General features: G+C 51.1%; 11 protein-coding genes. All 11 read left to right on the forward strand.

The annotated features are described in order from the left end of the window. Positions 1-9 precede the first annotated feature (9 nt). The 11 genes from purM to ligA all read left to right on the forward strand — a co-directional run bounded on the left by purM (position 10) and on the right by ligA (position 13,637). Positions 10-1,071: a phosphoribosylformylglycinamidine cyclo-ligase gene (gene purM / locus AUC31_RS03165; protein ID WP_058381407.1), complete on the forward strand. Its 1,062-nt coding sequence runs from the start codon at positions 10-12 to the stop codon at positions 1,069-1,071. Next, positions 1,061-1,645, forward strand: a complete 585-nt coding sequence (gene purN / locus AUC31_RS03170) for a phosphoribosylglycinamide formyltransferase (RefSeq protein ID WP_058381406.1) — start codon at positions 1,061-1,063, stop codon at positions 1,643-1,645. The genes purM and purN overlap by 11 nt, the downstream gene beginning before the upstream one ends. 11 nt (positions 1,646-1,656) lie before the next feature. Continuing rightward, on the forward strand, positions 1,657-3,192 hold the full coding sequence (purH, locus tag AUC31_RS03175; RefSeq protein WP_058381405.1) for a bifunctional phosphoribosylaminoimidazolecarboxamide formyltransferase/IMP cyclohydrolase: 1,536 nt from the start codon (positions 1,657-1,659) through the stop codon (positions 3,190-3,192). Between the two features lie 16 nt (positions 3,193-3,208). After that, on the forward strand, positions 3,209-4,459 hold the full coding sequence (gene purD / locus AUC31_RS03180; RefSeq protein WP_058381404.1) for a phosphoribosylamine--glycine ligase: 1,251 nt from the start codon (positions 3,209-3,211) through the stop codon (positions 4,457-4,459). 191 nt (positions 4,460-4,650) lie between these two features. Beyond that, positions 4,651-5,241, forward strand: a complete 591-nt coding sequence (locus AUC31_RS03185) for a GNAT family N-acetyltransferase (protein ID WP_058381403.1) — start codon at positions 4,651-4,653, stop codon at positions 5,239-5,241. A gap of 146 nt (positions 5,242-5,387) precedes the next feature. Further along, positions 5,388-7,127, forward strand: a complete 1,740-nt coding sequence (locus AUC31_RS03190) for an adenine deaminase C-terminal domain-containing protein (protein ID WP_058381402.1) — start codon at positions 5,388-5,390, stop codon at positions 7,125-7,127. Beyond that, on the forward strand, positions 7,124-8,173 hold the full coding sequence (locus AUC31_RS03195; RefSeq protein WP_058381401.1) for a DUF3048 domain-containing protein: 1,050 nt from the start codon (positions 7,124-7,126) through the stop codon (positions 8,171-8,173). The genes AUC31_RS03190 and AUC31_RS03195 overlap by 4 nt, the downstream gene beginning before the upstream one ends. A gap of 43 nt (positions 8,174-8,216) precedes the next feature. Further along, positions 8,217-8,537, forward strand: a complete 321-nt coding sequence (locus tag AUC31_RS03200) for a YerC/YecD family TrpR-related protein (protein WP_058381400.1) — start codon at positions 8,217-8,219, stop codon at positions 8,535-8,537. A 128-nt stretch (positions 8,538-8,665) separates the two neighbouring features. Beyond that, on the forward strand, positions 8,666-9,367 hold the full coding sequence (pcrB, locus tag AUC31_RS03205; protein WP_058381399.1) for a heptaprenylglyceryl phosphate synthase: 702 nt from the start codon (positions 8,666-8,668) through the stop codon (positions 9,365-9,367). 31 nt (positions 9,368-9,398) lie between these two features. Then, on the forward strand, positions 9,399-11,615 hold the full coding sequence (pcrA, locus tag AUC31_RS03210; protein ID WP_058381398.1) for a DNA helicase PcrA: 2,217 nt from the start codon (positions 9,399-9,401) through the stop codon (positions 11,613-11,615). Positions 11,616-11,630: 15 nt separating this feature from the next. Then, positions 11,631-13,637 (forward strand): NAD-dependent DNA ligase LigA, encoded by a 2,007-nt coding sequence (gene ligA / locus AUC31_RS03215; RefSeq protein ID WP_058381397.1) that lies wholly within the window; start codon positions 11,631-11,633, stop codon positions 13,635-13,637. Positions 13,638-13,640: the final 3 nt, after the last annotated feature.

Raw genomic sequence — 13,640 nt, forward strand, 5'->3', positions numbered from 1 at the left:
GGAACCGAAGTGTCTAAAGCGTATGAAAAAGCAGGCGTCAATATCGAAGCGGGCTACGAAGCCGTCAAGCGGATGAAATCCCATGTCGAACGCACCGCGCGTACAGGAATGCTGGGTGCATTCGGCGGGTTCGGCGGCATGTTCGATTTGTCCGAGCTGAATTTGAAACAACCGGTTCTCGTTTCCGGAACAGACGGTGTCGGCACGAAGCTAAAACTGGCTTTCATGGCGGATAAGCACGATACGATCGGTGTCGATTGCGTCGCAATGTGCGTCAACGATATCGTTGCACAAGGTGCGGAACCTTTGTTTTTCCTCGATTATATTGCTTGCGGCAAAGCGGTTCCTGAAAAGATCGAACAAATCGTCAAAGGCGTTGCCGATGGCTGCGTAGATGCAGGCGCGGCATTGATCGGCGGAGAAACGGCTGAAATGCCGGGGCTTTATGATGAGAATGAATACGACATCGCCGGCTTTGCGGTCGGTGCTGCCGAGAAAGCAGATATCGTGACAGGCGAGCGCATCCAAGCGGGCGATGTCTTGGTCGGGCTTGCTTCAAGCGGCATCCACTCGAATGGCTATTCGCTCGTCCGCCATATTTTATTCGGCGACCAGGAAGGTTCGTTGGACGAGAAAGTAGCGGGCTTTGAAGAGCTCGGCACACTCGAATCCTTGCTGCTCGAGCCGACGAAAATTTATGCTAAGACTGTCCAATCGATCCGCAAACAGGCGGACGTCCACGGCATGGCGCATATCACGGGCGGCGGGTTTATCGAAAACTTGCCACGCATGATGCCTGATGGGCTAGGTGTTGAGATCGAGCTTGGCTCTTGGCCGGTACTTCCAGTATTCGACCTGTTGAAAGCAAAAGGCGAACTGGCAGACCGTGATCTGTATTCCGTGTTCAATATGGGCATCGGATTTGCAGTGGCCGTTTCTGAAGCGGATGCACAACAAGCGATCCAGGCAGCAGAAGCGAGTGGAGACAAAGCCTATGTGATCGGTAAAGTGACAGAGATCGAGGGTGTCCAGTTCCAAGGCAGTCAGGACGGGACTTTACATGAAAAATAGAACAAAAATGGCCGTTTTCGCTTCTGGAAACGGCTCTAATTTTCAAGCGCTTTACGAAGCAACTCAAGACGGGCGTCTCGATGCGGACATCGTTCTGGTCGTGGCGGATAAGCCGTCTGCGTTTGTGTTGGAACGGGCGAAGCAGGCAGGAGTGCCGGCGTTCTCGTTTACACCGCGTGAGTATGCGTCCAAACAAGCATATGAGTCGATGCTGGTGGAGAAATTAGAGGGAGCGGGTGTCGAGTGGCTCGTGCTGGCTGGGTTTATGAGGTTGATCGGCCCGGTTTTGCTCAGGACTTACGAAAACCGCATCGTCAATATCCACCCATCGGTACTGCCGGCGTTTCCCGGAAAAGATGCCATCGGCCAGACGCTAGAAGCAGGGGCAAAAGAGGCTGGAGTCACTGTGCATTTTGTCGATGAAGGCATGGACACGGGAGCGATCATCGCACAGCGCTCGTTTGCAGTAGATGGCTCAGACCGTGAGACAGTGGAACGCAAAATCCATGAAATCGAGCACCAATTATACCCTGAGAGTTTGCAGCAATTATTCAGCCGGCAGCAGTCGGTCTAGGAGGTCCATGAATGAAAAGAAGAGCATTGATGAGCGTATCGGACAAATCCGGCATTTTGGAATTTGCCCGTGAACTAGTGAAAATGGATGTAGAAATCTTATCGACAGGCGGCACGCGCAAGCATTTGGAAGACAATGGCGTTCCGACGACAGCAGTCGACGAAGTGACCGGGTTCCCTGAAATTTTAGGTGGACGGGTGAAAACTTTGCATCCGCTGATCCATGGCGGTTTGCTCGCGAAACACGACGATAGCGAACACCAGCAGCAAATGAGCGATAACGGCATCGCACCGATCGAGTTTGTCTGCGTCAATTTGTACCCATTCCGTGAAACGATTGCAAAGCCGGATGTGACAGTTGATGATGCAATTGAAAACATCGATATCGGCGGCCCAACGATGCTTCGTTCGGCAGCGAAAAACCATGCTTACGTGACGGTCATCGTCGATTCCGGCGATTACGAAGCGGTGCTTGCGGAACTGCGCGAACAGCAAACAACAAGCCCTGAGCTGCGCCGGAAACTCGCAGCGAAAGTATTCCGCCATACCGCGGCGTATGATGCCTATATTTCCAACTACTTAACGGAACTGACGGATGAACAGTATCCGGAGCAGTTAACTCTTACATATGAATTGTCCCAAGCGCTGCGCTACGGGGAAAACCCTCACCAGAAAGCAGCGTTCTATAAGAGCGCGCTCGGTTCGGATTTCTCAATCGCACATGCCACGCAACTGCACGGCAAAGAGCTTTCCTATAACAATATCCAAGACGCCAACGCTGCGCTGCAAATCATCAAGGAATTCACGATGCCGGCAAGCGTCGCAGTGAAGCATATGAACCCTTGCGGCGTCGGGATCGGTGCTACCCTTTCCGAGTCGTTCAAGAAAGCGTATGAAGCGGACTCGACATCGATCTTCGGGGGCATCGTCGCCTTGAACCGTGAAGTCGACCTTGAGACAGCACAGCAATTGTCGCAGATTTTCCTTGAAATCGTCATTGCGCCATCATTTACGGAAGATGCACTTGCAGAACTCGGCAAAAAGAAAAACATCCGTTTGTTGACGGTGCCGTTTGAAACGAAACGCCGCGACAAATGGAATACGGTGACAGTCGAAGGCGGATTGCTCGTCCAGGAGCCGGATACATTCGGCTACGGGGATGCAGATATCCGTGTCGTGACGGAAAGACAGCCGACAGAACAAGAACTCGAAGCCTTGAAACTTGGCTGGAGCGTTGTCAAACATGTGAAGTCCAATGCGATTGTCGTGTGCGACGAGTCGATGACGTTAGGTGTTGGGGCTGGGCAAATGAATCGCGTTGGTGCTGCCGCCATTGCACTTGAGCAGGCAGCTGACAAAGCACAAGGCGCAGCGATGGCATCGGACGCTTTCTTCCCGATGGCTGACACGGTGGAAGCGGCCGCGAAAGCTGGCATCAAAGCAATCATCCAGCCGGGCGGTTCGAAAAAAGACCAGGAGTCGATCGATGCGGCGAATGCGCACGGCATCGCGATGGTCTTCACGGGCGTCCGCCATTTCAAACATTAATCGGAGGTGCACGGCTATGAACGTATTGGTCATCGGCAAAGGCGGGCGTGAACACGCGCTTGCCCATCAATTCGCCATCTCCCCATCGGTCGCGAAAGTTTATGTGGCGCCTGGCAATGACGGCATGGAACAGGACGCAGAGCTTGTCAACATCAGCGAGACGGATTTTGAAGCTTTGGCAGCGTTCGCCAAGGACAATGAGATCGCCTTTACATTCGTCGGGCCAGAACAGCCGCTGTCAGAAGGCATCGTCGATTTCTTTGAAGCGCGCGGCTTGAAGATTTTTGGGCCGAACAAAGCGGCAGCGCGCATCGAAGGCAGCAAAGCGTTCGCTAAGGAATTAATGAAGAAATACGATATTCCGACCGCAGCTTATGAAAGTTTTTCAGATACTGAGGCAGCTATCAACTACATCAAGCTGCAAGGCGCGCCGATCGTCATCAAGGCGGATGGGCTCGCAGCCGGAAAAGGCGTCGTCGTTGCAATAAGCGAACAAGAAGCAATCGATGCCGTAAAGGACATGCTCGACGGCCAGAAATTCGGCGACTCGGGATCGACCGTCGTTATCGAGGAATTTTTGGATGGAGAAGAATTTTCCTTTATGTCCTTCGTCCAAGATGGCAAGATCTATCCGATGGTCATCTCACAAGACCATAAGCGCGCGTTTGATGGCGATAAGGGGCCGAATACGGGCGGCATGGGTGCTTACTCGCCGGTGCCGCAGATTTCGGAATCGGTTGTCGAAGAGACTTTCGCGAAAATTGTCCGCCCGACAATAGAGGCAATGAACAGCGAAGGCACACCGTTCAATGGCATTTTATACGCTGGCATCATTTTGACAGCTGGAGGCCCGAAAGTAATCGAATTCAATGCGCGCTTCGGTGATCCGGAAACGCAAGTGGTCTTGCCGCGCTTGAAAACCGACCTCGGCGCGTTTATTTCGACCATTCTGGACGGGGAAGAAATGGAGCTTGAATGGGATGCGCGCCCTGTGCTCGGTGTCGTCATTGCAGCGGACGGCTATCCGGGAACTGTGGAAAAAGGAGCCGTGTTACCGGAACTGGATGAATTACCGGATGTAACCGTCACCCACGCCGGCACGAAACGCTCCGAAGGCCGCTTCACTGCTAACGGTGGCCGGGTGTTGCTTGTCGCAGGCAGTGGGGAGACCTTGCAAGACGCCCAAACAAACGTCTATCAAGCACTCGGTAAAGTGGAGTGGGATGGTTTCTTTTACCGCACAGATATCGGTTGGCGTGCAATCTAAGTGAATAGTTGCTATAATAGAATGACACAATTTCGTCACGAAGCTGTGTCATTTTATTTATGCGGCAACGCGCCGCGGAGGATTTTCACAAGCCCACTTTTACCTCTATTACTAAACTCCAATTTCCACCCAGCATTACCCCGGAAGTAACAAAACCAGCAGGGCATTCAAACTCGGAAGGAGCAAAAATGATGAACTGGTATGAAAAACTGAATCAATATTTCCCAGTGGAGGAAATGAAATCGAAAGAACATATGGATACGTTGCTGAAGGAAAAAGGCAGTGTCTACTACAAAGATGAGGGCCCGTATCACGTCTTGATGTACGCGGAATTCCCAAGCTTCTCATTTGTCGACTATTTATTCGTATCGAAAGAATCGCGCGGTATGGGCATCGGCAAGAAAACATTGCAAATGCTTAAGGATAAGAACAAGCCGATCATTTTGGAAGTGGAACCGGTCGATTATGAAGACACGGATTCCGAAAAACGCTTGCGCTTTTATGCCCGCGAAGGCTTCGAGCATGCCTCGTCAATCGGCTATTGCCGCCGTTCACTCGCGACAGGTGAAGAAAACTCGATGGAGATTCTTTACTGGGCGCCGAACGGCGAAACCGAAGAAGAGATTTTCGAAGCGATGAAGAAAATGTATGAAGACATCCATACGTATAAAGACGAGCATTTCTACGGTGAGTCGTACGATCCAGTTTCTGATGTCTTGACGAGAAAAGAGCAAGACCAGCAGGATATCCTGAAGCCTTTCAGCGATCCGGTCAATAAATAAACAAAAATCCACGTCTTAAAGACGTGGATTTTTTATGTCTAGCACGGCATAAGAGAGGAGCATTTTCACGTCATTCTCTGTAAAAAAATGCATAATTATGCTAGTATACGATGTATGGATATTGAAGAGAGAGCAGGTGCCTTCGGATGGTAAACCCTTTATGGAGAAATACAGAAATACGGAAACAATTGAAGATTGTGTCGAAAGAATTGTCCCCGGATCTTGTGCTGACGAATGCCACATATCTGCACGGGATATTTAAAAAATGGATGACCGGAAATATATGGATCAATGGAGACCGCATCATTTATGCAGGGCAAGACATGCCGAAAATCGATGATTCGACAGAAGTTGTGGATGTCAGCGACAAGTGGATCGTGCCTGGCTATATCGAGCCGCATGTCCATCCGTATCAACTTTACAACCCGCAGCAATTCGCTGATTATGCTGCACAAGGCGGAACGACCGGGTTCATCTCAGACAACTTGCCATTATTTTTATCATTAGAAAACGAGAAAGCGTTTACATTGCTTGACCGCATGGCGGAGCTGCCATTTACGTTTTATTGGTGGACGCGATTCGATTCGCAGACCGAACTTGTCGGGGAAGATCAAAAATTCACCTCGAAAGCGGTCGGCGAGTGGCTGGAGCGCCCGGACGTCATCCTTGGCGGTGAATTGACGGGTTGGCCGAAGCTATTGGCTGGCGACGACCAGATGCTTTATTGGATTCAAAAAGCGAAAATCAGCTTGAAAAAAATTGAAGGGCATTTCCCGGGAGCTTCCGAGAAGACTTTGGCGCGCATGAAGCTGCTGGGCGCTGACGGGGACCATGAAGCGATGACTGTCGATGAAGTGGAAATGCGCCTATTGCACGGCTACGGCGTGACATTGCGCCATTCATCGATACGCCCGGATTTACCGCAACTATTGTCAGGGATTGTCGAGCGGGAATTAAATGTGTTCGATAAATTGATGATGACGACAGACGGCTCGACACCGGTGTTCCATAAAGACGGCGTGATGGATTTGTGCATCCAAATCGCGCTTGACGCCGGGGTTCCAGCGATCGATGCCTATATGATGGCTTCTTATAACGTGGCACGCTATTACAACTTGACGAGCTTGCACGGTTTGATCGCGACCGGGCGCTATGCGAACTTGAACATCCTCGATTCGATCGATAACCCTGTGCCGAGCGGCGTGATTTCCAAAGGGGGCTGGCTCAAGCGCGACGGCCAAAAAGTGCGTTCGCTCGACGATGTGGATTGGTCGGTGCTGCCGGAATTGAATCTCGATTTCGAATTGACCGATGATGATTTCCAGTTTTCAATGCCATTTGGCGTAGACATGGTCAATGACGTCATCACCAAACCGTATTCCGTAAGTGTCGACACGAACGTCGAACGCTTGTCGAAAGAACATGGCGAAAGCTTCCTGATGCTGATCGACCGCAACGGCAAATGGCGGGTCAATACATTGATCAAAGGATTCGCGACAGAAGTCGACGGATTTGCTTCATCTTACACAAACACAGGAGATATCGTGTTGATCGGCAAAAGCCGTCAGGATATGTGGCAAGCGTTTGAACGAGTGAAGCGCCTCAAGGGCGGCATCGTCTTGATTGAAGATGGCGAGATAGTTTGCGAATTGCCGCTTCCTATCGGGGGCATCATGTCTGATTTGCCGATGGAGCCGTTGATGGAGCAGGAAACTGCGTTGAAGAGCGCATTGAAAGAGCGCGGCTATGAACATGGCGACGCTGTCTATACTTTATTGTTCTTGATGGCGACACATTTGCCGTATGTCCGCATTACCCAAAAAGGGATTTATGACGTCATGAACAAAACGATTCTATTTCCGGCATTCATGAGGGGCCAGGGATGAAAAAATGGCTGATCTTGCTTGCTTTGCTGATCGTTGCAGCTGTCTTGGTTGTTTGGCTGGTCGGAAGAGAACAAGCGGGAGAGCCGGAAATGCCCGCAACACCACAAGCGCCGGAGAAGCCTGAGGTGCCGGGGGAAGTGCTCACCACAGCCCCGTTCACGGGCATGCAGGGAAACGGACCGTATGACAGCCGGGCGGTGATGGCGGTCATCAATAATCATCCGGCCGCGCGTCCGCAAACGGGCCTGGTGGAAGCTGATATGGTATTCGAGTTAATTGCGGAATACAATATCACGCGGTTTTTGGCCTTGTATCAAAGCCAGTTTCCGGTGAACATCGGGCCCGTGCGCAGTGCGCGCGATTATTTTGTCGAACTGGCCGATGCATATGATGCGTTTTTTGTTGCCCATGGCTATAGCCCGGAAGCGAAACAATTGCTTGATTCGGGAGTGGTCGACCATATCAACGGCATGCAGTATGACGGGACTTTGTTCAAGCGTTCATTGGACCGTGTGGCGCCGCACAATTCCTATATCACTTATGAAAACGTCGAACTTGCGATGGAGATGACAGACGCTTCATCCAATTACAGCATGAAAGCACCTTATGCTTTCTCTGCACCGGGCAGTAATGATAAACTAGGGGAACAAGCTGCTTCTATAGAAGTAACTTATGGCGGAGATCCGCTTTTTGCGAGCAACTATGCTTACGATGCGGAGTCGCAGCTTTACGCCCGGTCATCGGGAGGAACCGCGACTGCAGATAAGGAAACTTCACAGCCGATTGAAATCGCCAATGTGCTGGTCATTGAAACAGCGCATGACACGATCGATGCCAAAGGCCGCCAGGAAATCGACTTGACTTCCGGTGGGCAGGCGTTATTGTTCCGTGAAGGAATAGTGCAGGAAATCACGTGGCGCGCAGAAAATGGCATGCTTGTGCCAGTCGACGAAAATGGGACAGCCGAATTGACGCAAGGAAAAACCTGGGTCCACATAATTCCAGACTCACCGGGAATTGGCCAGGCGGTTCAGTATAGCCCGTAGAAGCGGGATCAATCGAAGAGCAATGAAAGGACGTTGAATGTGCATGCAAGTTGATAAGATTAGAGGACCGCAGACCGATCAATTGATCGAAGCGGTGCTGGCATTGGAAAACAAAGAACAAGCCTATCGATTTTTTGATGATTTGTGCACGATCAGTGAAATCCAATCGTTATCGCAGCGCTTTGAAGTGGCGCATATGCTGCGCTTGAAAAAGACTTACGAAAAAATCAAGAACGAAACGGGAGCAAGCACAGCGACCATTTCCCGCGTGCGCCGCTGCTTGAATTACGGCAATGACGCATACGAGGAAATGCTTGATGTGCTGTATCCGGACGAAAAACAAATCGAACTTCCAAAAGATTGACCAGCGAACGGTGCTGGTCTTTTTTTATGCGCCAAATCCTTCATTTGTGGATGGATGGGAACGGAGTGTTGGCTGATCTTTTGTTATAATGGAAAGATGAAAACCAAAGTACAGTTAGGAGAATACCTGTGGACTTTCAAACATGGCGGCATGTCTTTAAATTAGACCCTGCAAAACAGATTTCAGATGGACATTTGGAACGAATTTGCGAATCCGGGACTGATGCCATCTTGATTGGCGGAAGTGATGATGTCACACTCGACAATGTCTTAGAATTGATGACCCGCGTGCGCCGCTATTCGGTGCCGGTGGCGCTTGAAGTGTCGACGGTCGAATCGGTGACGCCGGGCTTCGATTATTACTTCATCCCGACAGTGCTCAATAGCAGCGACCCGAAATGGATCAAAGGGCTTCACCACGAGGCGATCCGCGAATACGGAGAGATCATGGATTGGACAGAGATCGTGCCGGAAGGCTATTGCATTTTGAATCCGGAATGCAAAGCGGCAAGCTTGACCGGAGCAGATGCATCCTTGACCGAAGAGGATGTGCTCGGATATGCGCGCATGGCGGAGCATTTTTTCCGGCTCCCCATCTTTTATCTGGAATACAGCGGCATGTACGGTGATCCGGAACTTGTCCGAAAAACCGCATCAGTGCTGTCTGATACACGGCTGTTTTACGGCGGCGGCATCGATTCGGCGGAGCGCGCCAAGGAAATGGCTAAGCTGAGCGATACGGTCGTTGTTGGCAATATCTTATACGAAGATCTAAACAAAGCGCTTGCGACCGTCAAGGCAGTTGCGGAAACGGCTGAGCAATCGTTATAATAATAGGAACAAATGTTCGAGGTGGTGCACAATGGAATTAATCACAAAAAACCTGCTGCGGGGGATGAACCCCGAGCAGGAAGAAGCAGTCAAAACAACAGAAGGCCCGCTATTGATAATGGCCGGTGCGGGATCCGGGAAAACACGCGTGCTGACACATCGCATCGCGTACTTGGTGCTGGAAAAACAAGTCTACCCGTCCAATATCCTAGCAATTACGTTCACCAATAAAGCGGCGCGCGAAATGCGCAACCGAATCGATGGGCTGCTCGGCCACGGAACAGGCGACCGCATGTGGGTATCGACATTCCACTCGATGTGCGTGCGCATCCTGCGCCGCAATATCGACCGGCTCGGCTTTTCGAAAAGCTTCTCGATCTTGGATACGACTGACCAATTGACGGTCATCAAAAATGTCTTGAAGCAGCAAAATTTAGACCCCAAAAAATACGAACCGCGGACGATGCTGAATGCCATTTCATCGTCGAAAAACGAATGTATCGATGCGGAAACCTTTGCGGCAAACGCCAATCAATTCAACCCGTATGAAAAAACGGTCGCGGAAGTGTTCACAGGCTACCAGAAGCGTCTCCAGAAAAACCAGTCGCTCGATTTCGACGATTTGATCATGATGACATTGAGGCTCTTTGAAACGGTACCGGATGTGCTGGAATATTATCAGGATAAATTCCACTATATCCATGTCGATGAATACCAAGATACGAACAACGCCCAGTACCAACTGGTGCAATTAATGGCGAAGAAATTCAAGAATATTTGTGTTGTCGGCGATTCCGATCAGTCGATTTACCGTTGGCGCGGTGCGGATATCACCAATATTCTGTCATTCGAAAAGGATTATCCGGACGCCAAAGTAATCATGCTCGAACAGAATTACCGTTCGACCAAACGCATTTTGCAGGCAGCAAATGACGTCATCCAGAAAAACACGAGCCGCTACCCGAAAGAATTGCGCACCGACAACGACGAAGGACCGGCGATCACGCTCCATAAAGCGGGTGATGAGCGCCAGGAAGCCCAGTACATCGTCCAGACCATCCAAAACCTCATGCAGGAAGAAGGATACAAAACCTCTGACTTCGCCATTCTTTACCGGACCAATGCCCAATCGCGTATTTTAGAGGAAATGTTCGTCAAATCGAATATGAGCTATACAATCGTCGGCGGCACGAAGTTCTATGACCGCAAGGAAATCAAGGACTTGCTCGCGTATTTGCGCTTGATTGCCAATAACGAAGATGACCTGTCGCTCGCGCGCATCATCAATGAACCGAAGCGAGGGATCGGTGCGACGTCATTCGAGAAAATGGCGCGCTTTGCCATCGAGCAGGACCGCACCATCATGGATTCCTTGCAGGAAGCGGATTTCATGGGCTTGACGGCGAAAACCGCACAGACCGCGCTTGAATTCCGTGCGATGATCGCCGGATTCACCGAAATGCAGGAATTTCTGTCGGTGACGGAATTGGTGGAAGAAGTGCTGAAGAAATCCGGTTACCGCCAGATGCTTCAAAACGACAAGACGATCGAAGGCGAAAGCCGCCTGGAGAACTTGGATGAATTTCTGACCGTGACGCAAGCGTTCGAAAAACAAAGCGATGACAAGTCATTGGTAGCGTTCCTGACCGATTTGGCTTTGATTGCGGACATCGATTCACTGGACGAGGAAGAAGAACAAGGCGACGGCCCGATCATCCTCATGACGATGCACGCTGCGAAAGGTTTGGAATTCCCGGTCGTGTTTATCGCTGGTTTGGAGGAAAATGTCTTCCCGCACTCGCGTTCGAACAACGACGAGGAAGAATTGGAAGAAGAACGCCGGCTTGCTTATGTTGGCATCACGCGTGCCGAGAAACGGCTGTATTTGACGCATGCCTCGTCACGGACGATTTTCGGCAAGAGCAATTTCAATCTGCCATCGCGCTTCATCTCTGAAATTTCGGAAGATCTCATCGAGCAGACGTTTGCCAATCACCGTGCAGGCGCAGCGACGAGTTATAAACAGGCACCGAAACGTAAAGCGGTTATAAAGCCTTCCTACCAAGCATCCGGCGGCGATCGGCTGGGCTGGAAAACAGGCGACCGCGCGAAGCATAAAAAATGGGGCACAGGCACTGTCGTTAATGTCAAAGGCGACGGCGAACAAACAGAACTCGATATCGCCTTCCCAAGCCCGACAGGCATCAAGCGGCTGCTCGCAAAATTTGCGCCGATCGAAAAAGAATGATCTGGAGGAACCCGAATGGACCGCATCAAAGCTGAAGAACGTGTAACCGAATTGAATGAATTGCTCCGGAACTACGGGCATGCCTATTATGTGCTCGATAAGCCAAGCGTGCCGGATGCCGTGTACGATCAATTGCTCAACGAATTGATCGAGCTGGAGAACCTATATCCCGATTTGATTTTCCCGGACTCCCCAACGCAACGGGTCGGGGGGACACCCTTGTCGAATTTCGAGAAAGTCCGCCACGAGCGGCCGATGCTCAGTTTGTCGAACGTCTTTAACGAAGAAGATTTGCGTGATTTCGATAAACGTGTGCGCGGCGGTGCCGGGGACTCGGTCGAATATGTGTGCGAACTGAAAATTGACGGCCTGGCCGTTTCGCTTCATTACGAAAACGGCAAATTCGTGCGCGGTTTGACGCGCGGCGACGGCCGTGTCGGAGAAGACATTACGGTCAACCTCCGCACAGTCCGCTCGATTCCGCTTAAATTAAAAGAGCCGGTATCGATCGAAGTGCGCGGCGAAGTGTTCATGCCGAAAAAATCGTTCCATGCACTTAATGAAGACCGCGAGGAGCGGGGCGAAGAATTATTCGCCAATCCGCGCAATGCTGCAGCCGGTTCTTTGCGCCAATTGGATTCAAAAATTGCCGCTAAGCGCAATTTGGATGTCTTCATCTACGGCATTGGCGGAGACGGGGAAACTTACGGCTTGAACAACCATAACGAGTCCCTTCAATATTTGACGGATCTCGGCTTTAAAACGAACGGCGAGCGGAAAGTTTGTCGCTCGGTGGAAGAAGTGCTGGCATACATTGAGCAATGGACAGATGGGCGCAACCAGTTGAGCTATGAAATTGATGGCATCGTCATTAAAGTCAATCGCTTTTTGCACCAGCAAGACCTCGGGTTCACGGCAAAAAGCCCGAAATGGGCGACCGCCTATAAATTCCCGGCAGAAGAAGTGATGACGACCGTACGTGATATCGAGCTGAGCATAGGCCGGACCGGCGTCGTCACCCCGACAGCTATTCTTGAGCCTGTCGCTGTTGCCGGCACCACGGTGCAGCGTGCGTCTCTCCATAATGAAGACTTGATCCGGGAGCGCGATATCCGCATCAATGATAAAGTGATCATCCGAAAAGCGGGCGATATCATTCCGGAAGTCGTCAAGGCGCTGATTGAAATGCGCTCCGGCGACGAACTGCCGTTTGAAATGCCGACCGAATGCCCCGCATGCGCAAGCGAATTGGTCCGCATTGAAGGGGAAGTGGCGCTGCGCTGCGTCAACCCGAAATGCCCGGCGCAAATCGTCGAAGGCATGATACATTTCGTTTCGCGCAATGCCATGAATATTGACGGGCTCGGTGAGAAAGTGATCGAGCAATTATATCGCGAAGGGCTCATCCACGATATTTCGGATCTCTATGCTTTGACGAAAGAGCAATTGTTGGAACTCGAGCGCATGGGCGATAAATCCGCCACCAACTTGATCGAGGCGATAGCAGCTTCCAAGAGCAATTCGATGGAACGCTTGTTGTTCGGCCTTGGCATTCGCCACGTCGGTGAACGCGGGGCGCGCATCTTGTCGGAGCATTTCGGCTCGATGGATCAATTGATGCAGGCAAACTTGGAAGAATTGATTGCCATCCATGAAATCGGCGATAAGATGGCCGATGCAGTCGTCACCTATTTCGAAAAGGAAGAAGTTGCAGCACTTGTGGAACGTTTACGCGAGCGAGGCGTCAATTTATCCTACACGGGCACAATCGTCCGCGTAGAAGAAGGCGCCAATGCGTTTGCCGGCAAGAAAATCGTGCTGACCGGTAAGTTGGAAAACATGACCCGCCAGGAAGCCGGCGAACGGATCGAGGCACTCGGCGGCAAATTGACCGGCAGCGTCAGCAAGAAAACCGATTTGCTGATTGCCGGCGAAGAAGCCGGGTCCAAACTCGACAAAGCGCAGGATCTCGGCGTAGAAGTGTGGAACGAAGAACGCCTGCTTATGGAATTGAACGAATAAGGA

Source organism: Planococcus rifietoensis, assembly GCF_001465795.2.
Lineage (GTDB): Bacteria > Bacillota > Bacilli > Bacillales_A > Planococcaceae > Planococcus > Planococcus rifietoensis.